The 25,613-nt window shown below is 75.4% G+C and carries 23 protein-coding genes; 14 read left to right on the forward strand and 9 right to left on the reverse strand.

The window, feature by feature from the left end; translation table 11 throughout:
* Positions 1–173 precede the first annotated feature (173 nt).
* Both ACI79H_RS10945 and ACI79H_RS10950 read right to left on the reverse strand, forming a co-directional pair.
* A complete protein-coding gene (locus ACI79H_RS10945; protein WP_456554412.1) occupies positions 174–833 on the reverse strand; it encodes a DUF2461 domain-containing protein in 660 nt (219 codons plus the stop codon).
* The gene (locus ACI79H_RS10950; protein WP_456554413.1) at positions 830–1,426 is read right to left on the reverse strand and encodes an N-acetyltransferase family protein; all 597 of its coding nucleotides are present in this window, start codon (positions 1,424–1,426) and stop codon (positions 830–832) included. Before ACI79H_RS10950 ends, ACI79H_RS10945 begins: the two co-directional genes overlap by 4 nt.
* A gap of 61 nt (positions 1,427–1,487) precedes the next feature.
* On the opposite strand from ACI79H_RS10950, the gene ACI79H_RS10955 reads away from it, so the two are divergent.
* Positions 1,488–2,720: a winged helix-turn-helix domain-containing protein gene (locus tag ACI79H_RS10955; protein ID WP_456554414.1), complete on the forward strand. Its 1,233-nt coding sequence runs from the start codon at positions 1,488–1,490 to the stop codon at positions 2,718–2,720.
* On the opposite strand, the gene ACI79H_RS10960 is transcribed toward ACI79H_RS10955, so the two are convergent.
* Complete coding sequence (locus ACI79H_RS10960) at positions 2,674–3,090, reverse strand: YkvA family protein (protein WP_456554415.1); 417 nt, start codon at positions 3,088–3,090, stop codon at positions 2,674–2,676. The two genes, ACI79H_RS10955 and ACI79H_RS10960, sit on opposite strands and share 47 nt — an antisense overlap.
* A 57-nt stretch (positions 3,091–3,147) precedes the next feature.
* Between ACI79H_RS10960 and thyX the strand changes: the two genes are divergently transcribed.
* The 5 genes from thyX to ACI79H_RS10985 all read left to right on the forward strand — a co-directional run bounded on the left by thyX (position 3,148) and on the right by ACI79H_RS10985 (position 7,935).
* Complete coding sequence (gene thyX / locus ACI79H_RS10965) at positions 3,148–3,900, forward strand: FAD-dependent thymidylate synthase (RefSeq protein WP_456554416.1); 753 nt, start codon at positions 3,148–3,150, stop codon at positions 3,898–3,900.
* A gap of 64 nt (positions 3,901–3,964) precedes the next feature.
* Positions 3,965–4,771 carry a thymidylate synthase gene (locus ACI79H_RS10970; protein WP_456554417.1) on the forward strand — a complete coding sequence of 269 codons (807 nt, stop codon included), beginning with the start codon at positions 3,965–3,967 and terminating at the stop codon, positions 4,769–4,771.
* A gap of 28 nt (positions 4,772–4,799) precedes the next feature.
* Entirely contained in the window at positions 4,800–5,315 is a 516-nt protein-coding gene (locus ACI79H_RS10975; protein WP_456554667.1) for a dihydrofolate reductase, read from the forward strand.
* A gap of 9 nt (positions 5,316–5,324) precedes the next feature.
* Positions 5,325–6,221, forward strand: a complete 897-nt coding sequence (gene dapA, locus ACI79H_RS10980; protein WP_456554418.1) for a 4-hydroxy-tetrahydrodipicolinate synthase — start codon at positions 5,325–5,327, stop codon at positions 6,219–6,221.
* A 10-nt stretch (positions 6,222–6,231) separates the two neighbouring features.
* Positions 6,232–7,935 carry a ribonuclease J gene (locus tag ACI79H_RS10985; protein WP_456554419.1) on the forward strand — a complete coding sequence of 568 codons (1,704 nt, stop codon included), beginning with the start codon at positions 6,232–6,234 and terminating at the stop codon, positions 7,933–7,935.
* On the opposite strand, the gene ACI79H_RS10990 is transcribed toward ACI79H_RS10985, so the two are convergent.
* Positions 7,910–8,440 carry a GNAT family N-acetyltransferase gene (locus tag ACI79H_RS10990; RefSeq protein ID WP_456554420.1) on the reverse strand — a complete coding sequence of 177 codons (531 nt, stop codon included), beginning with the start codon at positions 8,438–8,440 and terminating at the stop codon, positions 7,910–7,912. The genes ACI79H_RS10985 and ACI79H_RS10990 overlap by 26 nt on opposite strands.
* On the reverse strand, positions 8,437–10,380 hold the full coding sequence (locus tag ACI79H_RS10995; RefSeq protein ID WP_456554421.1) for a prolyl oligopeptidase family serine peptidase: 1,944 nt from the start codon (positions 10,378–10,380) through the stop codon (positions 8,437–8,439). Before ACI79H_RS10995 ends, ACI79H_RS10990 begins: the two co-directional genes overlap by 4 nt.
* 89 nt (positions 10,381–10,469) lie before the next feature.
* Here ACI79H_RS10995 and ACI79H_RS11000 point away from each other — a divergent pair, with 89 nt between their 5' ends.
* From ACI79H_RS11000 to ACI79H_RS11025, 6 genes are all read left to right on the forward strand, one after another.
* Positions 10,470–12,974 (forward strand): DNA translocase FtsK 4TM domain-containing protein, encoded by a 2,505-nt coding sequence (locus ACI79H_RS11000; RefSeq protein ID WP_456554422.1) that lies wholly within the window; start codon positions 10,470–10,472, stop codon positions 12,972–12,974.
* 56 nt (positions 12,975–13,030) lie between these two features.
* Positions 13,031–14,467: a 30S ribosomal protein S12 methylthiotransferase RimO gene (rimO, locus tag ACI79H_RS11005; protein ID WP_456554423.1), complete on the forward strand. Its 1,437-nt coding sequence runs from the start codon at positions 13,031–13,033 to the stop codon at positions 14,465–14,467.
* Positions 14,468–14,471: 4 nt separating this feature from the next.
* Complete coding sequence (gene pgsA / locus ACI79H_RS11010) at positions 14,472–15,146, forward strand: CDP-diacylglycerol--glycerol-3-phosphate 3-phosphatidyltransferase (RefSeq protein WP_456554424.1); 675 nt, start codon at positions 14,472–14,474, stop codon at positions 15,144–15,146.
* On the forward strand, positions 15,146–15,649 hold the full coding sequence (locus ACI79H_RS11015) for a CinA family protein (protein WP_456554425.1): 504 nt from the start codon (positions 15,146–15,148) through the stop codon (positions 15,647–15,649). The genes pgsA and ACI79H_RS11015 overlap by 1 nt, the downstream gene beginning before the upstream one ends.
* A 110-nt stretch (positions 15,650–15,759) precedes the next feature.
* On the forward strand, positions 15,760–16,176 hold the full coding sequence (locus ACI79H_RS11020) for a helix-turn-helix domain-containing protein (protein WP_456554668.1): 417 nt from the start codon (positions 15,760–15,762) through the stop codon (positions 16,174–16,176).
* Positions 16,177–16,204: 28 nt separating this feature from the next.
* Positions 16,205–16,717, forward strand: coding sequence for a TetR/AcrR family transcriptional regulator (locus tag ACI79H_RS11025; protein ID WP_456554426.1), 513 nt, complete (start codon positions 16,205–16,207; stop codon positions 16,715–16,717).
* Here ACI79H_RS11025 and ACI79H_RS11030 read toward each other — a convergent pair.
* Positions 16,690–17,175: a GNAT family N-acetyltransferase gene (locus tag ACI79H_RS11030; RefSeq protein WP_456554427.1), complete on the reverse strand. Its 486-nt coding sequence runs from the start codon at positions 17,173–17,175 to the stop codon at positions 16,690–16,692. The genes ACI79H_RS11025 and ACI79H_RS11030 overlap by 28 nt on opposite strands.
* Positions 17,172–18,185, reverse strand: a complete 1,014-nt coding sequence (locus tag ACI79H_RS11035) for a PfkB family carbohydrate kinase (protein WP_456554428.1) — start codon at positions 18,183–18,185, stop codon at positions 17,172–17,174. The genes ACI79H_RS11030 and ACI79H_RS11035 overlap by 4 nt, the downstream gene beginning before the upstream one ends.
* A 134-nt stretch (positions 18,186–18,319) precedes the next feature.
* On the opposite strand from ACI79H_RS11035, the gene ACI79H_RS11040 reads away from it, so the two are divergent.
* Entirely contained in the window at positions 18,320–19,162 is an 843-nt protein-coding gene (locus tag ACI79H_RS11040; protein WP_456554429.1) for a PspA/IM30 family protein, read from the forward strand.
* Positions 19,163–19,181: 19 nt separating this feature from the next.
* On the opposite strand, the gene ACI79H_RS11045 is transcribed toward ACI79H_RS11040, so the two are convergent.
* Entirely contained in the window at positions 19,182–20,039 is an 858-nt protein-coding gene (locus ACI79H_RS11045) for a DNA-formamidopyrimidine glycosylase family protein (protein ID WP_456554430.1), read from the reverse strand.
* 87 nt (positions 20,040–20,126) lie between these two features.
* On the opposite strand from ACI79H_RS11045, the gene ACI79H_RS11050 reads away from it, so the two are divergent.
* A complete protein-coding gene (locus tag ACI79H_RS11050) occupies positions 20,127–20,921 on the forward strand; it encodes a phosphotransferase (RefSeq protein ID WP_456554431.1) in 795 nt (264 codons plus the stop codon).
* A gap of 24 nt (positions 20,922–20,945) precedes the next feature.
* On the opposite strand, the gene ACI79H_RS11055 is transcribed toward ACI79H_RS11050, so the two are convergent.
* On the reverse strand, positions 20,946–25,547 hold the full coding sequence (locus ACI79H_RS11055) for an ATP-dependent helicase (RefSeq protein ID WP_456554432.1): 4,602 nt from the start codon (positions 25,545–25,547) through the stop codon (positions 20,946–20,948).
* Positions 25,548–25,613 lie beyond the last annotated feature (66 nt).

The raw sequence follows: 25,613 nt of genomic DNA on the forward strand, positions 1-25,613 counted from the left end.
CCGATGGTACTGCCCTGGAGACGGGGTGGGAGAGTAGGACGCCGCCGGACAACCATTCCCGGAAGGGCCCCAGCACACGTGCTGGGGCCCTTCCGTCGTCGTCGTGGAGTGCCCCGCCTTTCCGCGGAGAAGCGGCCCGCACAACCGCGGAAAAGCAGGAGTGCAGGGAGGCGTCAGCGGCGGGGCTCCTTGGTGCTCGCCCCGACGTTGTCGGCCAGCCACGCGTTGAGCGTCGCCAGGTCCTGCCACGCCTCGCGGACGCGGGCGGCGACGGCGCGGGTGTGCAGCCAGTCCTCGTCCGGGGTCCAGCTCCGGGTGGCGTGCAGCGCCTTGTGCTTGAGCAGCTCGATGCGGTCGGCGTCGGCCGGGTACCCGGCGGGTACGCGCACCAGCCGGTCGCCCTCGATCGTCCAGCCGGCCTCCCTGAGCCGCTGGACCTCCCGCTCCAGGCGCCCACCCTGGACCGGATCGGCGACCGCACGGCGGTAGCGCGCCACCTGGTCGCTCTCCAGCCGCCAGCTCCCGCCGGAGACCAGCAGGCCGTCGGCCGAGATCTGCACGTACCAGGAACCGGCACCCCGCCCCTCGGGCGTCACGACCGCACCCTGGTGCGTCTTGTACGGCGTCTTGTCGTGCGAGAAGCGCACGTCGCGGTAGGGCCGGAACACCTTCGCCGCCCCGAAGTCGGACAGCTCCTCGAGCAGGGCCAGCACCGGTGCGCGGACGAACGCCTCGTAGTCCGCCTTGTGCGCCGTCCAGTAGGCCTTGGTGTTGTCGGCCTCGAGGCCCTCGTAGAACACCAGCCCCTCGTCCGGGAAACCGGAGAAGCTCACGTCGGGTCTCCTCCCTCGTCGTCGCCGAGCACGGTGTGCCAGCGGAGCTCGCGCAGGGGCGTCCCGCCGGTGTCGAGCGTGCGGGCCCACCCGTCGGGCTCCCAGCCGGCCGACTCCAGGAACGAGGCGGTCACGGCATCCGCCTCCGGCACCCATGTGCGCAGCCGGACGACGCCCTGCGACCGGACGAGGTCGACGACGGCGGCCAGGAGGCGGCTGCCGTGACCGCGCCGGCCCCAGCGCGGCTCGACCAGCAGCGTGGAGACGTCCGACATGGGGCCGGCCGGGTCCGCGGGCTCGCCGTCGGTGAGGTCGGCGGGACCGAAGGCGGTGAAGCCGACGACGGTGTCGCCCTCCAGCGCCACGAGCACCAGGTGCGCCGGTGTCGGAGGCGATCGCACCGCGGCCCGCCACGTGTCGGCGGCGGCCTGCTCGTCCCAGGTGTCCAGCAGCTCGGGGGGCAGCACCGAGCGGTAGGCGGTCCGCCAGGCGATCGCCTGCACCCGGGCGATGTCGGCGGCCTCGTCCGCGCGGGCCGGCCGCACCTGCACGTCGGCGGAGCCGGTCAGGCGGGGGAACGGCGAGGGGTCCACGTCCGCGAGCCTAGGCAGCTCCGGGCAGCGCGTTGTCGGTGGTGGACGGCAGGATCGCCCCGTGACGTCCGGAGAACGGCTGCCCGCAGCACTCGCCCGCCGCATCGCGCTGGGCGCGCAGGGCTTCGCCGTCCCCCGCCCGGCGACGCCGGTCGGCACCCGGCAGCTGCGCGGGCTCGCCGATCGGCTCGGCGTCGTGCAGATCGACTCGGTCAACGTGCTCTCCCGCGCGCACTACCTGCCCTTCTTCAGCCGGCTCGGCTGCTACCCCCGGGAGGCCCTGGACTCGCTCACCGACGGCCGCGGCGCGCTCTTCGAGTACTGGGCGCACGAGGCCTCGTTCCTGCCGGTCCGGCTGCACCCCCACCTCCGCTGGCGGATGGCCGACGCCCAGAGCCAGGCCTGGGGGTCGATGACCCGGGTGGCGCGCGAGCGACCCGAGTACGTCGCCGGCCTGGTCGAGCGGGTGCGCACCGGGGGCCCGCTCCGGGCGGCGGAGCTCGGCGAGGAGCGGCCAGACCGGCCCGGCAGCATGTGGAACTGGCACGCCGGCAAGGCCGCGCTCGAGTACCTCTTCTTCACCGGCGTCCTGACCACCCGCGGGCGGACCGCCGGCTTCGAGCGGGTCTACGACCTCACCGAGCGGGTGATCCCCGCCGCGGTGCTCGCCCAGCCGGTGCCCGACCGGGCCGACGCGGTGCGCGAGCTGGTCCGCACCGCGGCCCGCGCCCTCGGCGTCGCCACCGCGACCGACCTGCGCGACTACTTCCGGTTGACCCCCTCCGACGCGCGCACCGCGATCGAGGAGCTCACCGACGCGGGGGAACTGGTCCCCGTGCAGGTGGACGGTTGGGGGAAGCCGGCCTGGCTGGACCCGGCGGCGCGCCGCCCGCGCTGGATCCGGGCCCGGGCGCTGCTCAGCCCGTTCGACTCGCTGGTCTGGGAACGGCCGCGGGTGGAGCGGATCTTCGGCTTCCGCTACCGGCTGGAGATCTACACCCCGGCAGCCAAGCGGGTGCACGGCTACTACGTCCTGCCCTTCCTGCTGGGCGACCGGCTGGTCGGCCGTGTGGACCTCAAGGCCGACCGGCAAGCGTCGGTGCTGCGCGTGCAGTCGGCCTTCGCCGAGGAGGGCGCGCCACGCGCCGAGGTCGCCGCGGAGCTCGCCGCGGAGCTGCGGCTGATGGCGGACTGGCTGCAGCTGGAGGACGTCGAGGTCGTCGGGCGGGGTGACCTGGCCGGGGAGCTCAGCCGCGCGGTGGCCCCGCCGCGGGCAGCCCGGCCAGCCGGCTGACGAGCGCCAGCCCCCGCGGGTCGCCCGGCCAGTGCCGGGCCAGCGCGTCGGGCCCGGCGGTCCGGACGACCGAGCGCAGCGTCCAGGCGACCAGCACCACGTCGTCCGCGTGCCCGAGCAGGGGGATGACGTCGGGCACCAGGTCCAGCGGGGAGACCAGGTAGCCGAGCAGCAGCCACAACCGGACGCGCACGCCCCGGGGCAGCGTCCGGTCCGCGGCGAGGCGGCGCACCAGCCGGACGAGGTCGGGGAGCAGGCGCAGCGCCTCCCGGGGCGCCAGGGCGCGCGACCGCCAGACAGCGAGGAGGAGGGCCAGCCACAGCAGCACCAGCCCACCGAGGACGGCGACCACGGTGCCCAGCAGGTCCACGCCGGCAGTCTGCCGTGCGGCCCGGGGGCGCGGGTGCACCGCCGTAGGCTCGGCGGCGTGCCCGACATCGTGCCGCTGAAGGTCCAGGTCGTCGCCCAGACGCAGTTCACCCCGCCGGCCGACGTCCCGTGGCGGACCGACGCCGACGGCGGGCAGGCACTGGCCGAGTTCGCCGGGCGGGCGTGCTACCAGTCGTGGGGCAGGCCCAACCCGGCCACCGCCACGAACGCCGGGTACCTGCGGCACATCCTCGAGGTCGGCCACCTCTCCGTGCTCGAGCACGGGACGGTGAGCATGTACCTGACCGGGGTCTCCCGGTCGCTGAGCCACGAGCTGGTCCGGCACCGCCACTTCTCCTACAGCCAGCTCTCCCAGCGCTACGTGCCCGAGGGTGACGCCGACGTCGTCGAGCCCGCGGTCATCGCCGAGGACCCGGAGCTGCACGCGCTGTTCCTCGCCTCCACCGCGGCCGCCCTGGAGGCCTACGAGCAGCTGCTCGCCGGGCTGGAGCAGCGGTTCGCCGACGCGCCCAACGCCACCCTGCGGCGCAAGCAGGCGCGGCAGGCCGCGCGGTCGGTGCTGCCCAACGCCACGGAGACCCGGATCGTGGTCACCGGCAACTACCGCGCCTGGCGGCACTTCGTCGCCATGCGCGCCAGCGAGCACGCGGACGTCGAGATCCGAGAGCTGGCCATCGCGTGCCTGCGGGAGCTGCAGCGGGTGGCCGGCAACGTGTTCGGGGACTTCCGCATCAGCGCGCTGGCCGACGGCACCGAGGTGGCCGCGAGCCCGCTCGTCGGGGAGGGCTGAGCCGCCTGGGGCGGGTGCGCCGGGCCGCTGCCGGTCGTCCGACCCCGGCCGTAGTCTCGGGCACGTGGCAGCGCCGATCGACACCCAGTACGAAGACCTCCTCCGACGGATCCTGGAGCAGGGCACGCCGAAGCAGGACCGCACGGGCACCGGCACGGTGAGCCTGTTCGGCGAGCGGCTGCGCTACGACCTGTCGGAGACCTTCCCGCTGGTGACCACCAAGAAGGTGCACTTCAAGTCGATCGCCGTCGAGCTGCTGTGGTTCCTGCGCGGCGAGAGCAACGTCGGCTGGCTGCGCGACCAGGGCGTGACCATCTGGGACGAGTGGGCGTCCCCGGAGGGCGAGCTCGGCCCCGTCTACGGCGTGCAGTGGCGGTCCTGGCCGGCGCCGGACGGGCAGCAGATCGACCAGATCTCCGCGGTGCTCGACACCCTGCGCTCGGACCCGGACTCGCGGCGGATGATCGTCTCGGCCTGGAACGTGGGCGCGCTGCCGGAGATGGCGCTGGCGCCCTGCCACGCGCTGTTCCAGTTCTACGTCGCCGACGGGAAGCTCTCCTGCCAGCTCTACCAGCGCAGCGCCGACATGTTCCTCGGCGTCCCCTTCAACATCGCCAGCTACGCGCTGCTCACCCGGATGGTCGCCGACCAGGTGGGGCTGGCGCCCGGCGACTTCATCTGGGTCGGCGGGGACTGCCACGTCTACAGCAACCACGTCGAGCAGGTGACCGAGCAGCTCTCCCGCGAGGCGCTGCCGTTCCCCACCCTGGAGCTCGCCCCGGCGCCGTCGCTGTTCGACTACACCTACGAGCACTTCGGCCTCCGCGACTACCGCTCCCACCCCGCCATCCGCGGCGCCGTGGCCGTCTGACGGCGGGCGGCCGGTGGTGACCGTGGGCATGGTGTGGGCGCAGGCGCGCGGCGGCGTGATCGGCGCCGACGGCGGGCTGCCCTGGCACCTGCCCGAGGACCTCGCGCTCTTCCGCCGGCTCACGACCGGGTCGACGGTGGTCATGGGGCGCCGCACCTGGGAGTCGCTGCCCGAGCGGTTCCGCCCCCTGCCGGGCCGGACGAACGTCGTGCTGACCTCGGACGAGGGCTGGGCGGCCGACGGCGCGGAGCGCGTCGGCTCGGTGGACGAGGTGCTCGCCCGCCACGGCTCGTTCTGGGTGATCGGCGGGGGAGAGGTCTACGCCGCGTTCCTGCCGCACGCCGACCGGCTCGTGGTCACCGAGGTCGACCTCGCCGTCGACGGCGACACGTGGGCGCCGCCGCTGGACGGCGGCTGGACGTGCACCGTCCGGACGCCGAGCAGCGGCTGGACGCGGTCCGGGTCGGGCGGCCCGGCGTTCGCCGTGTCCGAGTACGAGCGCGCCGACGCCACCGGGACCGTGCCCCCGCGACCGGCTCGGTAGATTCAGCCCATGCCCACCGACCCCGCCCGGCCCTTCGGTCGCGTGCTGACGGCGATGGTCACGCCGCTGGCCGAGGACGGCTCGATCGACCTGGCCGGGGCGCAGGAGCTGGCGGCGCACCTCGTCGACCGCCAGGCGCACGACGGGCTCGTCGTGCTCGGCACGACCGGTGAGGCGCCCACCCTGAGCGACGGGGAGTCGCACGCCGTCCTCGAGGCGGTGCTCGACGCCGTCGGCGACCGGGCCGCCGTCCTGGCCGGGGTCGGCACCAACGACACGGCGCACACGGTGGAGCGCGCCCAGGCGGCCGAGCGGCTCGGCGCCGACGGCCTGCTCGTCGTCACGCCGTACTACAACAAGCCCCCGCAGGCCGGTCTGCTGCGCCACTTCGGCACGGTCGCCGACAGCACCGACCTGCCGGTGATGCTCTACGACATCCCGCACCGCTCGGTCGTCCCGATCGAGGTCGAGACGCTCGTGCGCCTGGCCGAGCACCCGCGCATCGTCGCGGTGAAGGACGCCAAGGGCGACTTCGGCGACCTGGCGTGGACGCGATCGCGCACGGACCTGGCCTTCTACAGCGGCGACGACATGCTCAACCTGCCGATCCTGGCCATGGGCGGCGTCGGCGTGGTCAGCGTGGTCGGCCACCTGGTGGGGCCCCGGCTGGCCGAGCTGGTGGCCGCCGTGGAGGCCGGCGACCTGACCCGGGCCCGGACGCTCAACGACAGCCTGCTGCCGGTGTACACCGGCATCTTCCGCACCCAGGGCGCGATCCTGGTCAAGGCGGCGCTCAACGCTCTCGGCCTGCCGGCCGGCCCCCTGCGGCCGCCGCTGGTCGAGGCGACCGACGAACAGCTCGCGCAACTGCGCATCGACCTCGCCGACGGAGGCGTTGACCTGTGAGTGGCACCCGATGAGCGGCGTGGTCACCCAGCCGCACCTGGACCTCAAGGCCCCGCCCCCGCTGCCCGAGGGCGGCCTGCGCGTCATGGCGCTGGGCGGACTGGGTGAGATCGGCCGCAACATGGCCGTCCTCGAGTTCGACGGGCAGCTGCTCGTCATCGACTGCGGGGTGCTCTTCCCCGAGGCCGAGCAGCCCGGCGTCGACCTGATCCTGCCGGACTTCGGCGTCATCGAGCACCGCCTCGACGACATCGCCGCCGTCGTCCTCACCCACGGGCACGAGGACCACATCGGCGCCATCCCCTACCTGCTGCGGCTGCGGGGGGACATCCCGCTGGTCGGCTCCCGGTTCACGCTGGCGCTGGTCAGGGCCAAGCTGCGCGAGCACCGCATCGACCCGACGCTGGTCGAGGTCGCGGCCGGTGACGACCACCTCGCCGGGCCGTTCCACTGCGAGTTCATCTCGGTGAACCACTCGATCCCCGACGCGCTGGCCGTCGCGGTGCACACCCCGGCGGGGCTGCTCGTGCACACCGGCGACTTCAAGATGGACCAGCTGCCCCTCGACGGCGTCCTCACCGACCTGGGCGCGTTCGCCCGGCTCGGCGTCTCCGGCATCGACCTGCTGCTGGCCGACTCGACCAACGCCGAGGTGCCCGGCTTCGTCACCCCCGAGCGCAGCATCGGCCCGGTGCTGGACGACGTCTTCGCCCGTGCGACCCAGCGGCTGATCGTCTCCAGCTTCGCCAGCCACGTGCACCGCATCCAGCAGGTGCTCGACTGCGCGCACAAGCACGGCCGCAAGGTGGCGCTCGTCGGCCGCTCCATGGTCCGCAACATGGGTGTCGCCCGCGATCTCGGGCTGCTGCACGTGGCGCCGGGCCTCATGGTGTCGCTGGACGACGCGGCCAAGATGCCGCCCGAGCAGGTGGTGCTGGTCAGCACCGGCTCCCAGGGCGAGCCGCTGTCGGCGCTGGGCCGCATGGCCCGGGGAGACCACCACCAGGTCACCATCGAGGCAGGCGACACCGTCGTGCTCGCCTCCTCGCTCGTGCCGGGCAACGAGACCGCCGTCTACAAGGTCATCAACGGGCTGTCCCGGCTCGGCGCGACGGTGGTGCACAAGGAGACCGCGCGCGTGCACGTCTCCGGGCACGCGCCGGCCGGCGAGCTGCGCACGCTGCTCAACGTCGCCAAGCCCCGCTACCTGATGCCGGTGCACGGCGAGTGGCGGCACCTGCGCGCGCACGCCAAGCTCGCCGAGGAGACCGGCATGCCGGCCGACCGGGTGCTGCTCGCCGAGGACGGCGTGGTCATCGACCTGGTCGACGGCAAGGCCTCGATCGTGGGCAGCGTCCCGATCGGTGACGTCTACGTCGACGGGCTCAACGTGGGCGACGTCGGCGAGGAGTCGCTGCAGGCCCGCCGCATCCTCGGCGACGAGGGCTTCGTGGCGCTCACCGTGGTCGTCGAGCCGTCGACGCGCACCATCGTGCGGCCGGTCCACCTGTCCACCAAGGGCTTCTCCGACGACCCGTCGGCCTTCGACGAGGTGCTCAGGCTGGTGGAGGAGAACCTGCGCCGCGCCCTCCAGGACGACGACGAGGTCGACGCCCACCGCATGTCGCAGATCATCCGCCGGACCGTGGGCAAGTGGGTGTCGGACAAGCACCGCCGCCGCCCGATGATCATCCCGACGGTGCTGGAGGTCTGAGCTCGAGCACCATGGCCGTCCGCGGCCAGCGGTCCAGGCCGTGCGCGGCCTCGTGCCGGCGGATCTCCCGCAGGCCGGGGGTGAGCTCCGCCGGGTCAAGCGGCCGGAAGCCGAGCCGCCGGTAGTACGGGCCGTTCCACGGGACGTCGTCGTACGTGGTCAGCGTGACGGCGGGCAAGCCGCAGCTGCGGGCCCACGCCACCAGGTGCTCGACGAGCACGCGGCCGTGGCCGGCGCCGGCGGCGTCCGGGTGGACGCTCACCTGCTCGAGGTGCGCGCAGCCGTCGACGACGTCGGCCAGCAGGTAGGCCAGCGGGCGGTCGGCGCCGTCCGCGCGCACCCACGCGCGGCCGTCCTCGGCGTACCCGCGCAGCGTCTCGAGCGACGGGGGCTCGTCCTCGGCCACGAGCTGCATGCCGAGCGCGGCGAAGGCCTGCCCGGCAGCGCGCTCGATGTCGCGCAGCCGCGGCAGGTCGTCGTCGCGCGCCGGGCGGGTCGTGGTCACGGCCCCACGACGGCGATCGGGACCACGGCCTCGTCCGCCGGCAGGTCGAAGCCCCACACCTGCGCGTAGAAGGACAGCTCGCCGTCCAGCGCGGCGCGGATGTTCTCCGCCTTGCGGAAGCCGTGCTGCTCGCCGGGGAAGAGCAGGTAGGCGTGCGGCACGCCCTTCGCGCGCAGCGCGGCGACGATCGCCTCGGCCTGGTCGGGCGGCACGATCGCGTCCTCGTCGCCCTGGAAGACCGCGAGCGGGGTGCCCAGCGCGTCGACGTGGTTGATCGGCGAGCGCTCCGCGTAGACCTCGGCACCCGCGGGCCACGGTGCGACCAGCCCGTCGAGGTACCGGGACTCGAACTTGTGCGTCTCCGCGGCCAGGGCGCCGAGGTCGGCGACGCCGTAGTGGCTGGCGCCCGCGGTGAAGACGCCGGGGCGCATCGAGAGGGCGGCCAGCGTCGTGTACCCACCCGCCGAGCCGCCGCGGATCGCCATCCGGGCGGGGTCGACCCGGCCGGCGTCCGCGAGGGAGCGGGCGCAGGCGACGACGTCGTCGAGGTCCACCACCCCCCACCGGCCCTGCAGCGCGTCGCGGTACCGGCGCCCGTAGCCGGTGGAGCCCCGGTAGTCGACGTCCGCGACGCAGAAGCCGCGGGAGGTCCAGTACTGCACGGCGAGGTTGAGCACCGGGGACGCCGCCGACGTCGGGCCGCCGTGGACGAGGACGAGCAGCGGTGGGAGCTCGCCGTCCGGGACGACCGCGTCGGGGTTGGCCGGCGGGTAGACCAGCGCGTGCGCCTCGCCGATGCCGGTGCCGGCGTCCTCGGTCGGGAAGGTCATGTGCTCCGGACGGGAGAACCACGCCGGGTCCAGCCCGAGGTCGCGGGCCGGGCGAAGCACCTCCGGCGCGGTCCCGTCGAGGGGCACCCGCAGGACCACCGGCTCGCTGTCCGGCCCACCGGCCACGCACACGACGCCGTCGCCGTGCGCCGCCAGGTTCCGCAGCGAGGCGTAGGGGACGTCGACCTCGCGCAGCGACCCGTCCGCCTCGACCACGGCGAGCCGGTCGTGCCCGGCGCGGCCGTACGCGAGCACGACCCGGCCGTCGGCGAGCAGCGCGACGCGGCTCTGCCCGAACACCCACTGCGGCCCGGCGATGTCGGCGCCCACGTCGACGACGGGCTCGGCGGTCCCGTGCGGGCGCTTCCGGTACAGCGACCAGAAGTTCGTGCGGTCGCTGAACCACCACAGCGCCAGGTCCCCGCCCCACGTGGGCTGGACCACCGACTCGCCGGGCCCGCCGGCCAGCACGTGCTCGGAGCCGTCGGCGGCCCGCACGACGAGCTGGGCTGCGTCCCACGGCATGTGCGGGTGGTCCCACTGCAGCCAGGACAGGGTGACGCCGTCCGGGGCGAGGCGCGGATCGGAGACGAAGTCCGGACCCGAGACCAGGACCTCGGTGCCGCCGTCGGTGACGCGGACGACCTCGTTGACCACGTCGGCCGCCCCGCCGTGGGCCGGGTGGGTCTCCCGCACGGCGAGGATCCCCGCGGGGGTGACGTGCAGGTCGGCGTAGCGGACGCCCGACGGGACCTCGGGCGCCGGGGTGACGGCCACGGGTGCCTCGGCGCCGGCGTCGAGCCGGTACAGCCGCTGGTCGGAGAACTCGGTGAACCACAGCGTGCCGTCCGCGACGGTCCACGCCCCGCCGCCGTACTCGTGCACGCGGGTGCGGGCGTTCCACGGGGCGGGCAGCGCGTCGGTCACCGTGCCGTCCGGGCGGCGGCGGACCACGACCGACCGGCCGCCCTCGTCGGGCCGGGACTCCGACCACCACACGTCGGCGCCGTCGACGACGACCTCGCCGATCCGGGCGGCCGCGCGGACCACGAGCTCGGAGGTGATCGGGGTCGGCCAGCTGCCGGGCCGGCGGGGGAGCGAGGGGCTCATGCCTGTGACGTTATGAGATGGGCGACCGGTGCGGGACACGACGCCCGGCCTGCCCGTCCGGGACCTCCACGCGGATTACCGTTCGACGCATGCCTGCCCGCAGCACGTCCACGCGCCCGGCGTCCGGCCGGAGCCGCTCGGGGTCGACCGCGGCGAGCAAGAAGCGGCCGGCCGCCAAGCGCTCCGGCAACCGCCGTCCCGCCGCCGCAGCCCGGAAGAAGCAGTCCTCCGGGCTCTGGGGCGTGGTCTCCGGCAGCTGGAACCTGCTCGCCCGCGGCGCCGGCGGGCTGGCCCGGTCGGTCGCCCGCCCGGAGGAGGCCGAGCCGCTCGCGCCCGAGCACCGCCGCGACGGCGTCGGGCTCGCCGTCCTCGGGCTGGCCGTCGTCCTCGGCGCCGCCGCCTGGAGCAACGGCATCGGCCCCGTCGGCGCCGCCCTGACCGACGGCGTCCGGTGGGTCATCGGCGCGCTGGTCGTGGTGCTGCCGGTCGTCCTGTTCTTCACCGCGCTCCGGCTGCTGCGCCGCGGCCCCCGACCGGAGGCCCGCGGCCGGCTGGTCATCGGCTGGGTGTGCACCGTCGCCTCGGTGCTCGGCATCGCGCAGGTCGTGGGCGACCCCGCCGTCCCCGAGGCCGGGGTGCCCGGGTCGGGTGGCCTCATCGGCTGGGGCGTCGGGACGCCGCTGGTCACCGGGATGGGCAGCGCCGTCACCGTCGTGCTGCTCGTCCTGCTGGCCTTCTTCGGGCTGCTCGTCATCACCGCGACCCCGGTGCACCAGATCCCCGAGCGGATGCGGGAGCTGGCCGACCGGCTGCTCGGGCGCAACGACGAGTACGACGACGACGAGTACGACGACTTCGACGAGTACGAGGACGAGCAGGCCGAGCCCGCGCCGACCGGCCGCCGGTCCCGCCGCAAGCTGTCCGAGGACCTGCTCTCCACCGGGCCGATCGACCACGGGGCGATGGCCGCGGCCGCCGACGCCACCCTCACCACCGAGCCCGAGCACACCGAGCTCCGCCCGGCCCCGCCCCGGCCGCCGGTGGTCGACCGCACCTCCCCGCCGGAGGACCTGCCGCCGATCACCGAGCCGCAGCAGCTCTCCATCCAGCCGGTCGAGGGCGACTACGCGCTCCCCGCGCTGTCGATGCTGCGGCCCGGCGACCCGCCGCGGGCCCGGTCCAAGGCCAACGACGTCGCCATCGAGGCGATCAGCGGGGTGCTCGAGCAGTTCAACATCGACGCCGCGGTCACCGGCTTCACCCGCGGCCCGACGGTCACGCGCTACGAGGTGGAGCTCGGCCAGGGCGTCAAGGTCGAGAAGATCACCCAGCTCACCAAGAACATGGCCTACGCGGTGGCCAACGACAACATCCGCATCCTGGCGCCGATCCCGGGCAAGTCGGCCGTCGGCATCGAGGTGCCCAACACCGACCGCGAGAAGGTCAGCCTCGGCGACGTCCTCCGGTCCGGTGCCGCCAAGCAGGACCCGCACCCGATGCTGGTCGGCCTGGGCAAGGACATCGAGGGCGGCTTCGTCTGCGCCAACCTGGCGAAGATGCCGCACCTGCTGGTCGCCGGCGCCACCGGTGCCGGTAAGTCCAGCTGCGTCAACTCGATCCTGACCTCGCTGCTGCTGCGGGCCACGCCCGACCAGCTGCGCATGATCCTGGTCGACCCGAAGATGGTGGAGCTGACGCCCTACGACGGCATCCCGCACCTGATCACGCCGATCATCACCGACCCGAAGAAGGCGGCCACCGCGCTGGCCTGGCTGGTCGAGGAGATGGAGCAGCGCTACCAGGACATGAAGTCCACCGGCGTGCGGCACATCGACGACTTCAACCGCAAGGTCGAGAAGGGCGAGATCACCGCGCCCCCCGGCAGCGAGCGGGTCTACCGGCCCTACCCCTACATCCTCGCGATCGTCGACGAGCTCGCGGACCTGATGATGGTGGCCCCGCGCGACGTCGAGGAGCACATCGTCCGCATCACGCAGAAGGCGCGCGCCGCGGGCATCCACCTCATCCTCGCCACGCAGCGCCCGTCGGTCGACGTCGTCACCGGCCTGATCAAGGCCAACGTGCCCTCGCGGCTGGCGTTCTCGACCTCCAGCCTCACCGACAGCCGGGTCATCCTCGACCAGCCGGGCGCGGAGAAGCTCATCGGCATGGGTGACGCGCTGTTCATGCCGATCGGCGCGGGCAAGCCGATGCGCGTGCAGGGCGCCTTCGTCACCGACGCCGAGATCGAGGCGGTCGTCGAGTTCACCAAGCGACAGGCCGAGCCGGAGTACCGCGAGGAGGTCTTCTCCGCCGGGGCGGCGGGCGAGAAGAAGGAGATCGACGAGGACATCGGCGGCGACCTCGACCTGCTGCTGCAGGCCGTGGAGCTCATCGTCACCAGCCAGTTCGGCTCGACCTCGATGCTGCAGCGCAAGCTGCGCGTCGGGTTCGCCAAGGCCGGCCGGCTGATGGACCTGATGGAGAGCCGCGGCATCGTCGGACCCTCCGAGGGCTCCAAGGCGCGCGACGTGCTGATCAAGCCCGACGAGCTGGAGTCGGTGTTGTTCACGTTGCGCGGGGGAGAAGCCTGAGCAACGTCACCCTCGCCGACGCCGGGGAGTCCGCCCCCGGCGACTACGATGGCCGGGTGACACCTGCGCCGCAGCCTGCCCGGACCGTGGCGGTGGTGACCCTCGGGTGCGCCCGCAACGAGGTCGACTCCGAGGAACTGGCCGGGCGGTTGGCCGCCGGCGGCTACCAGCTGGTCGAGGACGCCGACGCCGCCGACGCGGTGCTCGTCAACACCTGCGGCTTCATCGAGTCGGCCAAGAAGGACTCCGTCGACGCGATCCTCGCCGCCACCGACAGCGGGGCGCCCGTCGTCGCCGTCGGCTGCATGGCCGAGCGGTACGGCTCCGAGCTCGCCGGCGCGCTGCCCGAGGCGACCGTCCTGGGCTTCGACGACTACGCGCAGATCGGCGACCGGCTCGATGACGTCCTCGCCGGGCGCCCGCTGGTCCCGCACACCCCGCGGGACCGACGCACGCTGCTCCCGATCAGCCCGGTGCAGCGCACCGCCGCCACCGTCGCCCCCGACGCCCCCGCGATCCCGGGCCACGGCTGGTTGCGCCGGCAGCGCCTGGCCTCCGGCCCCACCGCGGCGCTGAAGCTGGCCTCGGGCTGCGACCGGCGCTGCGCGTTCTGCGCCATCCCCACCTTCCGGGGCGCCTTCGTGTCCCGCCCGCCGGCCGAGGTGCTCGGCGAGGCCCGGTGGCTGGCCGAGCAGGGCGTCACCGAGCTGGTGCTGGTCAGCGAGAACTCGACCTCCTACGGCAAGGACCTCGGGGACCTGCGCTCGCTGGAGAAGCTCCTGCCCGAGCTGGCCGCCGTCCCGGGGATCGCCCGGGTGCGGGTGGCCTACCTGCAGCCGGCCGAGCTGCGGCCGGGGCTGCTGGAGCTGATCGCCGGGACCAGCGGCGTCGCGCCCTACTTCGACCTGTCTTTCCAGCACTCCTCGCCCACGCTGCTGCGCCGCATGCGCCGGTTCGGCGGCACCGACGACTTCCTCGCGCTGATCGCACGCGCCCGGGCACTGGCCCCGGGCGCCGGTTTCCGCACCAACGTCATCCTCGGGTTCCCCGGCGAGACCGAGGAGGACGTCGCCGAGCTCGAGCGCTTCCTCACCGAGGGGCGGCTCGACGCGGTCGGTGTCTTCGGGTACTCCGACGAGGAGGGCACCGAGGCCATCGGGCTGCCGGGCAAGCTCGACCAGGCCGAGATCGACGCCCGCGTCCGCCGCATCACCGACCTCGTCGAGGAGCTGACCGCCCAGCGGGCCGAGGACCGGGTCGGCGAGCGGGTCGAGGTGCTGCTGACCGAGGACCTCTCCGCCGACGATGGCCCCGGGGTGTGGCTGGGGCACGCCGCCCACCAGGACCCCGACGCCGACGGCACGACGACCGTCGCCGAGGTACCCGCGGGAGCGGTGGCCGGCGAGCTGGTGCAGGCGCTGGTGGTCGGCACCGAGGGCATCGACCTCGTGGCCCGGGCCGTCGTCCCCGCCGTGGCCGGATCCGGTCGGTGACCGCATGAGCGAGGTGCTGCCCGACCCGGCGGCGACGCCGCCGCAGACGGCGCGCCTCGTGAACCTGCCCAACGCGCTCACCGTGCTGCGGCTGGCGGTCGTGCCGCTGTTCGCCTACCTGCTGCTCCGCGACGACGGCCTCGACGACGCCGGCCGCTACTGGGCGACGCTGGTCTTCGGGCTGGCCATCATCACCGACCGGTACGACGGGATGATCGCCCGCCGCACCGGCCAGGTGACCGAGTTCGGCAAGCTGGCCGACCCCATCGCGGACAAGGCGCTCACCGGCACGGCGCTGATCGGGCTCTCCGCGCTGGGGATGCTGCCCTGGTGGGTCACCGGGGTGATCCTGGTCCGCGAGGTCGGCGTCACCGTGCTGCGCTTCTGGGTCATCCGGCACGGGGTGATCGCGGCCAGCCGCGGCGGCAAGGCCAAGACCGTGGCCCAGGCGCTGGCCATCGGCCTCTACATCCTGCCCCTGACCGGGCTGGCGGCCACCGGCCGCTGGTGGGTCATGGCGATCGCGCTCGTGCTCACCGTCGTCACCGGGCTGGACTACGTCGTGCGCGCGCTGCGGCTGCGCCGGACCAGCGCCCGTGCCATGCGGGCCGCGGCCGCGCGTCGCTCGGCCGCGGACAGCGCGGGCACCGCCGACGCGCGGACCGACACCGCCGCCTGATGGCCTCGTCCGCCGAGCTGCACCGGGCGCTGCTCGCGCGGGGCGAGACGGTGGCGGCGGCCGAGTCGCTGACCGCAGGGCTGTTCTGCGCCGGGCTGGCCGAGGTGCCCGGTGCCAGCGCCACGCTGCGCGGGGGCGTGGTCGTCTACGCGACCGACCTCAAGGCGGCGCTCGCCGGCGTCCCGTCCGGGCTGCTGGCCCAGCACGGGCCGGTGAGCCGGCCGACGGCCGCCGCGCTCGCCGAGGGCGTGCGCGAGCGGTGCACCGCCACCTGGGGCGTCGGCCTGACCGGTGTCGCCGGCCCCGCCGCCGTCGACGGGCACGCGCCCGGCCGGGTGTACGTCGGCATCTCCGACGGCCGGCGCACCGACGTCGTCGAGCTCGACCTGCCCGGCGACCGGGCGGCGGTGCGCGCGGCCGCGGTCGCCGCGGCGACCGATGCGCTGCTCGTCCGGCTGGGCCGCGGCGGGAACGCCATCCCGCCCGGCCGCGTTACGCCGTGAGAGGACGCGAGCCGGGTGGGCCAGCCACCGGCCGCGGCGCCGCGTACGGTGGGCGCACGGCGCCCGCGAAGGGCTCCGTGCTTCCCCGCTCGCAGGACAGGAGAGTGGCCATGTTGCTGCTGCGTACACAGCTCGGGAGCACCCTGCGGGGTCACCGGCTGCGTCAGCACCGGACGCTGCGCGACGTCTCGGGCGCAGCGAGGGTCAGCCTCGGCTACCTCTCCGAGGTCGAGCGCGGGCAGAAGGAGGCCTCCTCCGAGCTGCTCGCCTCCATCTGCGACGCCCTCGACGTGGAGCTCGCCGACCTGCTCGCCGAGGTGAGCCTGGAGCTGCGCGTGGCCGGTGCCGGTGGCGTGCGCGCGCTGGCCCACCCCGTCCCGGACGACGCCGCCGACGCGGCCGCGTCCGCCACCGAGGCCCCGGCCGAGGAGGCCGGGGTGCCCGCGGCCGAGCCCGCGCTGGCCCTGGTCGGTGCGCCCGCCCGCTCGGCCCTGCGCCGGGGCGAGGCGGTCTCGCTCGCCGCCTGATGCGGCACGGCGTCCCGGCGGCGCCGTCGTGAACCCGACCCGCCGCGGCCTGCTCGAGGGCGCCGCCCGGGCGTTCGCCGAGAGCGGCGTCCGGCGCAGCACCATGCAGTCGATCGCCGCCGCCGCGGGCGTCGCGAAGGCCACGCTGTACAACCACTTCCGGACCAAGGACGAGGTCGCCCGCGAGCTCCTGGCGCGCGAGCTGGACCGGCTCGGTCAGCTGGCCTCTGGGCTCCCGCCGGCGCAGGCGCTGGCCGCGCTCTCCGACGAGCTGGGCGGTCACCCGGTGCTGCGCCGCGTCGCCGGCACCGAGCCGGAGCTGCTCGCGGGCCTGCTCGCCGTCGACCCGGACGGCTGGCGGGCCCTCTGCGGCCGGCTCGCCGCGGCGCTGTCCACCGACGACGACGGGGCCGAGCTGGCGGCGCGGTGGCTGCTGGGCGTGGTGCTGCAGCCCGGCCGGTCGATCGACCGGCACCGCCAGGCGGCGCGGCTCGCGGCGGCACTGACCGGGCGTCAGGCGGCTCGCACGGAGCGGGTGTAGACGACCCGGTCGGCACCCGGGCCCGCGTGGTCCGGGGACGGCGCCGACGACGCGCCGACGCGCTCGGCGAGCCCGCGCGCCGCGGCGTCGTCCGGGCGCGCCACGGCCTGGACCGCCCGCGCGCCGGCACCCGCCGCGAGCCCGGTGAACCGGTCGAGCAGGCGCGCGGCCACCCCGCGGCCCCGGTGGTCGGGGTGCACCGCGACGGCGTGCACGACGGCCAGCCGGTCGGCGCTGACCACGCCCAGCAGGTAGCCGGCGTCCTGGTCCGTCGGGGTCAGGGCGACCGCGCCGAAGCCGCCGAGCTGGTGGAAGAACAGCGGGTCGTGCAGGCACCGGACCTCGTCGTCGGCCAGCACGCTGCTGGACCAGAACTCACCGCGGCGGGCGAGCAGGCGGGCGCGCAGGACGCTCGCGGACAGCTCCTCGAAGCCGACCAGCCGGAGGCTCCCGGTCATCCGGCGGCCCGGGCTGCGTCGAGCTCGGCCCGGGTGGGCGGGTCGGCGCCCACGCGCGTGCAGTTCAGGGCGGCGACCAGGGCGGCGTCGTCGACGACCGCGAGCAGCCGGTGGTCGTCCAGGGCCTCCAGGGCGGCCCGGTCGGTGACGCCTGCTGCCAACAGCCCGGTGAGCAGCCCGGCGGCCAGCGAGTCGCCCGCGCCCACGGTGTCGGCCACCTCGACGGTCGAGGGCTCGCGGTGCAGCACCGGCCGCCCGGGCCGGGCGACCCGCAGGGGGGCGCCGCCGTCGGTGAGCAGCACCAGCGCCGGGCCGCGGTCGGCCCAGCGGCGGGCGGCGTCGTCGAGGTCCCGGGCGCCCGGCTCGAGCCACTCGAGGTCCTCCGCGCTCACCTTGACCACGTCGGCGCGGGCGACGAGGCGGTCGAGCCGCGCGGTGACGCCCGCGCGGTCGTTGCCGAGCGGTGCGGCGACGGGCCCGTCGGCCAGCGGCGGCCGGATGTTGGGGTCGACGCTGATCAGCGCCGTCCCGGCGAGCCGGTCCACCAGCGCTGCGATCGCGCCGGCACCCGGCTCCGTCCAGCTGGAGATGGAACCGACGTGCAGGACGGCGGTGCTCTCCGGGAGCGACCGGTCCAGCTCCTCGCCGGTCCACTGCCAGTCGGCGGCACCGAGCACGTGGAAGCCGTAGTCGGGGGAGCCGTCCGGGTGCAGGCCGATGACGGCGAGGCTCACCGGTTCCGCGGCGTCCACGAAGCCACGGACGTCCACCCCGGCGAGCTCGGCGTGCCGGCGGAGGGCCGCGCCCAGCGGGCCGGTGCCCAGCCGCGCCACCAGGGCCACCGGGGCGTCCAGCCGGCCGGCGGCCACCGCCACGTTCAGGGCGTTCCCGCCCGGTCGGGCGACGTACTGCGGTGCGGTTCCCTCCGGGCCGGCGTCGGCTCCCGGGACGGGCAGCAGGTCGACGACCAGCTCACCCAGGACGCACAGGGTCGGCGGGGCTGCGGGCACGGGGTCAACCGTAGGGGGCCGCGTCCGTGTCGACCCGTTGGCCAGTCCGGGCAGTCACCTGGGACGATGGGGGCGACGAACACCGCCGCGCCGGCCACCCACCCCCGGCCCCGGTGCCGGAGCAGGAGGAACCCATGCCCAACCCGTTCGTGAAGTTGTGGAAGTACCTGACGGCGTCGGCCAACGCGCAGATCGACCAGCGGGCCGATCCCAAGATCCAAATCGCGCAGGCGATCGAGGCCGAGCAGCAGCGGCACCAGTCGCTGGCCAACCAGGCGGCGGCCGTGCTGGGCAACCAGCGCCAGCTGGAGATGCGGCTGAACCGGCAGCTCGGCGAGGTCGAGAAGCTGCAGGCGTCGGCCCGCCAGGCCCTGACGCTGGCGGACAAGTCGCGCGCCGGGGGCGACGCGGCGAAGGCCGGCGAGTACGAGAACGCCGCCCAGGCCTTCGCGACCCAGCTGGTCGCGGCCGAGCAGGCCATGGAGGACCTCAAGCGCAGCCACGACGAGGCGCTGCAGGCCGCCGAGCAGGCGCGCGGCGCGGTCGAGCAGAGCCGCATGCGGCTCCAGACGACGCTGGCCGAGCGCACCAAGCTGATGAGCCAGCTCGAGCAGGCCAAGATGCAGGAGCACGTGGCCAGCTCGCTCAAGCAGGTCAACGAGCTGTCGGCGCCGGGCAACACCCCGAGCCTGTCCGAGGTCCGCGACAAGATCGAGGCGCGCTACGCCAACGCCCTCGGGCAGGCCGAGCTGGCCCAGAACTCGGTCGAGGGCCGCATGCTCGAGGTCGAGAAGGCCACCCTGGACGTGGCCGGTGCCTCGCGGCTGGACGCCATCCGCGCCTCGATGGGCGGCGGCACCCCGGCCGTGGAGAGCGGCGCCCCGGCGGCGGCGCTCGAGCAGGGCTCCCCGGCGGTCGGCCAGCCGGCCGCCACGCAGCAGGAGGCGCAGCCGGCCGAGCGGCCCGCCCAGCCGTAGCGGCCGGTGGCGGCGCCGGTCAGCCCGGCGTCGCCACCGGGCGCGGCCGGCCCGGCTCCCCGGTGCGCGCGAGCGGGTCGACCGGGGAACGCGCCGCCTGGCAGCGCGGGCACCAGTAGGTGACGCGTTCCTGCAGGTGCGGACCCTGGTCGCCGACGAGGACCGGCGTGCCGCAGCGGCGGCACGGCTTGCCCTTGCGACCGTAGACCCAGTGGTCCTGGCCGCGGCGCAGGTCGCCGGTGGTGCTCTGCTCCGGGTGGTCGCGGTTGGCCAGCATGAGGGTGCGGGCGCGCGTGACCAGCGGCTCGAGCCGGTCGTCGACGTCGGCCACCCGCGCCCACGGGTGGACCCCGCAGAGGAACAGCGCCTCGGCCTTGTACAGGTTCCCCGGACCGCAGAGGTTGCGCTGGTCGAGGATGGCGACGCCGACCTGCTCGTCCGGGTGGCCGCGCAGCCGCCGCAGCGCCTCGTCCAGGTCCCAGTCCGGCCCGAGGACGTCGGGGCCGAGATGCCCCACCAGCCGCCCCTCGTCGGCGGTCGGCACGATCTCGACGTCGTGCAGCCGGTAGCCGACGCACTCCCACTCGTCGGTCGCCAGCACCACCCGGACGTCGTGGGCCGGCCCGCCGCGCCACCGCGCGCCCGGCCGGTAGATGTGCCAGCTGCCGTCCATCCGGTAGTGGGTGCGCAGCGTGCGGTCGTCGGCCAGCCGGATGAGCATGTGCTTGCCGCGCGGCACGACCTCCCGGACCGTGACGCCGGCGAGGTCGAGCGCGGCGAGCTGGGGCAGGCGGAACTCACCCCGGCGCAGGGTCGCGCCGGCCAGGGCCTGGTCCATGCGCTTGGCCGCCAACCAGACGGTGTCTCCCTCGGGCACGCCGACCATGATCCCCTCGCGGTGGGAGCACCGCTGCCCGGTGTGCGGGCCGCTGCGTCCGCGCCCGGACGTGGCAGCATCGCCGGGATGACAGCGGGGCCGCCCACCGAGCCGGTGCCGGTGCCCTCGGCCGTGGCCGCCGTGGCCGGCGCGGTGCCGCTGCGCGCGGTCTGGCGCAACCAGCTCGGCGGGCTCACCTGGCAGCTGGGCGAGGGCCCCGGGCGGCGCTTCGCCAAGTGGGCGCCGGCCGGCAGCGGGCTGCAGCTCGGCGACGAGGCCGAGCGGCTGCGCTGGGCCACCGGCTTCGCGGCGGTGCCGGTCGTCCTCGCGCACGGTCGCGACCGCGAAGGCGAGTGGCTGGTGACCGCGGGGCTGCCCGGTCGCAGCGCCGTCGACGAGCGCTGGCTGGCCGAGCCGGGCGTCGCCGTCCGGGCGGTCGGCGCCGGGCTGCGGGCGCTGCACGACGCGCTTCCGGCGGACGGGTGCCCGTTCGACTGGTCGGCGCCGGCCCGGGTGGCCGAGGCGCGGCAGCACGCGGCGCGGCGGCCGAGGGACCTGTGGCAGCCCGAGCACGCCGGGCTGTCCGCGGTCGAGGTGCTGGCCCGCCTGGCCGATGTGCCCGACGTCGACCGGCTGGTCGTCTGCCACGGCGACGCCTGCGCACCGAACACCCTGGTCGGTGACGACGGGACGTGGTCCGGGCACGTCGACCTCGGCGCCCTGGGCGTCGCCGACCGCTGGGCCGACCTCGCGGTGGCCGCGTGGAGCGCCGGGTGGAACTACGGGCCGGGCTGGGAGCGGCCGCTGCTCGACGCGTACGGCGTCGACCCCGACCCCGAGCGGATGGCGTACTACCGGTTGCTCTGGGACGCCGGCCCCTGAGCCGTCCGCTCGGGCTGCCGCCGCTCAGCCGCGCAGCCGCAGCCCCCGCGGCGTGGCGCTGAAGCCGGCCGCCTGCAGCGCCGCGGACAGCGGTGTCGACTCGTGCACGGAGGCGCCGTCGGCCTTCTGCACGATCATCCGGCCCAGTGCTCCGGCGCTGACGGCTCCGGACAAGGCGGTGGCGGCCTCCTTGAGGGTCTGCTCGTCCTCGGTCCAGGAGAGCAGCGTCTTGCCGCCGCGCTCGACGTAGAGGACGAGCTCGCCGTCGACCAGGACGACCAGTGCCCCGGCCTTGCGCCCCGCCCGGTGGCCGTTCGCCTTGCGGGTGGATCCGGTGCCCTCACCGAGGTCGACGGCGTCGACATCGGCCGCGGAGGGCCGGTCCGGCCACGGCAGCGCGGCGCCGTAGACGTTCGCCGGATCGGTGGCGGCGAGCACGACCGCGCCGCCGGGTCCCCGGTCCGGCGCGGCGAAGCTGCGCAGCCGGTCGACCGAGCCCGGGGTGCCGAACTGCGCGGCCCCGAGGGTCTCGACGAAGTACCCGCGCCGGGCGCGGCCGTTCTCCTCGAAGGCGCGCAGCACCGGGTAGACCGCGGGGAAGCCGCCGGCCACCTGCTCGGCCATCACCGCGCCGCGGGTCAGCACGCCGTGCCGCTCGATCAGCGCCTCGGCCCGGGCGGTCGTCCGCCGGGTGGCGTTGGGCTCGCGGTCGGGCAGCCGGGACCAGCGCCCGGCGACCGTGGGCGGGCCGGTGCGGGTGGGCATCGCCGGCCGGCCCAGCCGGGTGCGCCCGGCCCGGCCCCGGTCCAGCCGGGCCCGCGGCGGCGCGGGCGCCCTCTTGTGCGTGCCCCCGCCGCCCAGCCGGGTGCGCAGCGGCGCCAGGGTGTCGTTGGTCAGCGCGCCGGCCCAGACGAGGTCCCAGACCAGGTCGGCCAGCCCGGTGTCGTCGGTCGCGCCGAGCAGGTCGGACAGGCCGCGGAAGAACAGCGCCTGGCCCCCGGCGAGCAGGTCGAGCAGCGGACCCCCGGCCTCGGGCAGCTCCAGCGGCTCGGGCAGCAGCAGCGGGGCGAGGTCGGCCGGCACGAGGCTGATCCAGCCGTCCCCACCGGGCAGGCCACCGGCACCGGCCCAGAGCACCTCGCCGGCGCTGGTGAGCTCGTCGAGCATCGCGGGGGAGTAGTCGCGCACCCGCGAGGGCAGCACCAGCGACTCCAGCGCGCTGGCCGGCACGATCGCGCCGGCCAGCTGCTCGACGACGGCGAGGACCCCGTCGGTGCCGCGCAGCCGGCCCCCGATGCCCTGCCAGGAGGGGGTGAAGCGGGCCAGCGTGCCGATGGGGACGGGCTCGACCTCCTGGCGGAGCCTGGCCAGGCTCCGCCGGCGGATGGAGCGCAGCACCTCGGCGTCGCACCACTCCTGCCCGGTGCCGCCCGGCCGGAACTCGCCGGCCACCAGCCGGCCGGTGGCGGTGAGCCGCTGCAGGGTCGCGGTGACCACGGCGACGCCCAGCCCCAGCCGGGCCGCCACCTCGGCCGGCTGGAAGGGGCCGTGGGTGCGGGCGTACCGGCCGACGAGGTCGCCGAGCGGGTCGGCGACCGGCTCGGTGAAGACCTCGGGCACGCCGACGGGGAGCGCCGTGCCCAGGGCGTCGCGCAGCCGGCCGGCGTCCTCGATGGCGACGTGCCGTTCCTCGCCGGCGATGCGCACCCGCAGGGCACGCCGGGCGTCGACCAGCTCGTCCAGCCACTCCTGCGGCACTCCGCGGAGCGCCGCCTCGGCCGGGCTCAGGTCGCCGAGGCCGCGCAGCAGGTCCGAGGCGCCGTCCACGTCGCGCGGGTGCCGCTGCTCGGGGAGCCGCTGCAGCTCGGACTCGACTTCGGCCATCGCCTCGCCGTCGAGCAGCTCGCGCAGCTCGGTGCGGCCGAGCAGCTCGGCGAGCAGACCGGTGTCGAGGGCCAGCGCCTGGGCGCGGCGCTCGGCCAGCGGCGCGTCGCCCTCGTACAGGAACTGTCCGACGTACCCGAACAGCAGCGACTGGGCGAAGGGCGAGGCGGTGTCGGTCTGCACGTCGACCACGCGCACCCGGCGGGACCGCACGTCGCGCATCAGCTCGACCAGCCCCGGGACGTCGTAGACGTCCTGCAGCACCTCGCGGGCCGCTTCCAGCGTGATGGGGAACGACGCGAACTCGCTGGCGACCGAGAGCAGCTGGGCGGCCCGCTGGCGCTGCTGCCACAGCGGCGTGCGGCGGCGCGGGTCGCGGCGGGGCAGCAGCAGGGCGCGCGCGGCGCACTCGCGGAAGCGGCTGGCGAACAGCGCCGAGGTGCCGACCTCCGCGGTCACCTCGCGCTCGACGTCGTCGGGGTCCAGGACGGCGAGGTCGGCCTCGGGCGGCTCCCCGGTGGTGTCGGGCAGGCGGAGCACGATGCCGTCGTCGGAGTGCATGCTCGCCACGTCCACGCCGTAGCGCTCGCGCAGCCGCGCGGCGAGCACGAGCGCCCAGGGCGCGTTGACCTGCGCGCCGAAGGGGGAGTGGACCACCAGCCGCCAGTCGCCGAGCTCGTCGCGGAACCGCTCGACCAGCAGCGTCCGGTCGTCGGGGAGGTGGCCGGTCGCGGCCTTCTGCTCGGTCAGGTAGGCGAGCAGGTTGGCCGCGCCCCACTCGTCGAGCCCGGCGGCCGCCGCACGCTCGAGGCCGGTCTCGGGCGCCGCCGTCCCCACCTCGCGCAGGAAGGCGCCCAGCGCCCGCCCGAGCTCCAGCGGCCGGCCGGGGGCGTCGCCGTGCCAGAACGGCATCTTGCCGGGCTGCCCGGGGGCCGGCGTGACGAGCACCCGGTCGTGGGTGATGTCCTCGATCCGCCAGGAGGAGGAGCCCAGCAGGAAGACGTCGCCCACGCGCGACTCGTAGACCATCTCCTCGTCCAGCTCGCCGACCCGGCGTCCACCGGTGCCCTCGCCGCCCACGAGGAAGACGCCGAAGAGCCCGCGGTCGGGGATCGTGCCGCCGCTGGTGACCGCCAGCCGCTGCGCACCCGCCCGCGCGGTGAGGGTGTCGGTGACCCGGTCCCACGTCAGCCGCGGGCGCAGCTCGGCGAAGGCGTCGGAGGGGTAGCGCCCGGCCAGCATGTCGAGGACGGCGTGCAGCGCGGAGTCCGGCAGCGAGCTGAAGGCGGCCGACCGGCGCACCAGTCCGGCGACCTCGTCGACGGTGCGGGGGCGCTCCGAGACGATGGCGACGACCTGCTGGGCGAGGACGTCGAGCGGGTTGCGCAGGTAGCGGATCGACTCGATCGCGCCCTCCTTCATGCGCTCGGCGACCAGGGCGCACTGCACCAGGTCGCCGCGGTACTTGGGGAACAGCACGCCGCGGCTGACCGCGCCGACCTGGTGCCCGGCGCGGCCGACGCGCTGCAGCCCGGCCGCGACCGTGGGCGGGGACTCGACCTGCACGACGAGGTCGACCGCGCCCATGTCGATGCCGAGCTCGAGGCTGGAGGTCGCGACGACGGCGGGCAGCCGCCCGGACTTGAGCGCCTCCTCCACGATGGCCCGCTGCTCGCGGGAGACCGAGCCGTGGTGGGCGGCGGCGACCGGCTGGAAGCCCTCGGGCGTGCCGCCGCCCGAGCCGGCCTGCGCCATGAGGGCGGCCGCGTTGGTCCCCGGTGGGACCGGTTCACCGGTGGCGCGCTCGTACGCCAGCTCATTGAGCCGGCTCGTCAGCCGCTCGGCCAGCCGCCGGGAGTTGGCGAAGACGATGGTGCTGCGGTGCGCCTCGACCAGGTCAAGCACCCGCTCCTCGACCGCCGGCCAGATGGAGCTGCGCGGCTGGTTGCCGGCCGCCGAGCCCTCCAGCTCGCCGGTGGGCTGCCCCAGCTCGCTCATGTCCTCGACCGGGACGACCACCGAGAGGTCCCACTGCTTGGTGGAGGCCGGGGCGACCACGCGCACCGGCCGGCCGCCGGCGAGGAAGGAGGACACCTCCTCGATCGGCCGCACCGTCGCGGACAGGCCGATCCGCTGCGCGGGGCGCTCGAGCAGCTCGTCGAGCCGGTCGAGCGTGACCGCCATGTGCGCGCCGCGCTTGGTGGAGGCGACGGCGTGCACCTCGTCGACGATCACCGTCTCGACGCCGCGGAGCGCCTCGCGGGCGGCGCTGGTCATCAGCAGGAACAGCGACTCGGGCGTGGTGATGAGGATGTCTGTGGGCCGCTTGGCGAAGGCGCGCCGCTCGTCGGCGGGGGTGTCGCCGGACCGGATGCCGACGCGGATCTCGGGGCGGGGCAGGCCGAGGCGGGCCGCGGCCTGCCCGATGCCGGTCAGCGGGGCGCGCAGGTTGCGCTCGACGTCGACGGCGAGCGCCTTGAGGGGGGACACGTAGAGCACGCGGCAACGCGACTGCTCGTCCACCGGCTCGGTCGTGCTGAGCCGGTCCAGCGACCAGAGGAAGGCGGCCAGCGTCTTGCCCGACCCGGTCGGGGCCACGACGAGGGCGTGCTCGCCGCTGCTGATCGCGTCCCAGGCGCCGTCCTGCGCCGCGGTCGGCTGCTGGAAGGCGCCCGTGAACCAGGCTCGGGTCGGTTCCGAGAACCGGTCGAGCGCCGAGGTGGGGGCGGGACGGCGGGCCACGCGACCAGTGTCCCCGCGGGGTACGACAGTTCGCCGGTCGGAACGGGCCGGGACACCCGACCGGGG

This window comes from Blastococcus sp. SYSU D01042, from assembly GCF_054050515.1.

Bases quoted from the DNA above. Each gene is read 5' to 3' on its own strand.
- ACI79H_RS11050 (WP_456554431.1), top strand. From the start codon at position 20,127: ATGACAGCGGGGCCGCCCACCGAGCCGGTGCCGGTGCCCTCGGCCGTG.
- dapA (WP_456554418.1), top strand. From the start codon at position 5,325: ATGCCCACCGACCCCGCCCGGCCCTTCGGTCGCGTGCTGACGGCGATG.
- ACI79H_RS11040 (WP_456554429.1), top strand. From the start codon at position 18,320: ATGCCCAACCCGTTCGTGAAGTTGTGGAAGTACCTGACGGCGTCGGCC.
- ACI79H_RS10995 (WP_456554421.1), bottom strand. From the start codon at position 10,380: ATGAGCCCCTCGCTCCCCCGCCGGCCCGGCAGCTGGCCGACCCCGATC.
- ACI79H_RS10985 (WP_456554419.1), top strand. From the start codon at position 6,232: ATGAGCGGCGTGGTCACCCAGCCGCACCTGGACCTCAAGGCCCCGCCC.
- ACI79H_RS10975 (WP_456554667.1), top strand. From the start codon at position 4,800: ATGGTGTGGGCGCAGGCGCGCGGCGGCGTGATCGGCGCCGACGGCGGG.
- ACI79H_RS11030 (WP_456554427.1), bottom strand. From the start codon at position 17,175: ATGACCGGGAGCCTCCGGCTGGTCGGCTTCGAGGAGCTGTCCGCGAGC.
- pgsA (WP_456554424.1), top strand. From the start codon at position 14,472: ATGAGCGAGGTGCTGCCCGACCCGGCGGCGACGCCGCCGCAGACGGCG.
- ACI79H_RS11000 (WP_456554422.1), top strand. From the start codon at position 10,470: ATGCCTGCCCGCAGCACGTCCACGCGCCCGGCGTCCGGCCGGAGCCGC.
- ACI79H_RS11015 (WP_456554425.1), top strand. From the start codon at position 15,146: ATGGCCTCGTCCGCCGAGCTGCACCGGGCGCTGCTCGCGCGGGGCGAG.
- ACI79H_RS11020 (WP_456554668.1), top strand. From the start codon at position 15,760: ATGTTGCTGCTGCGTACACAGCTCGGGAGCACCCTGCGGGGTCACCGG.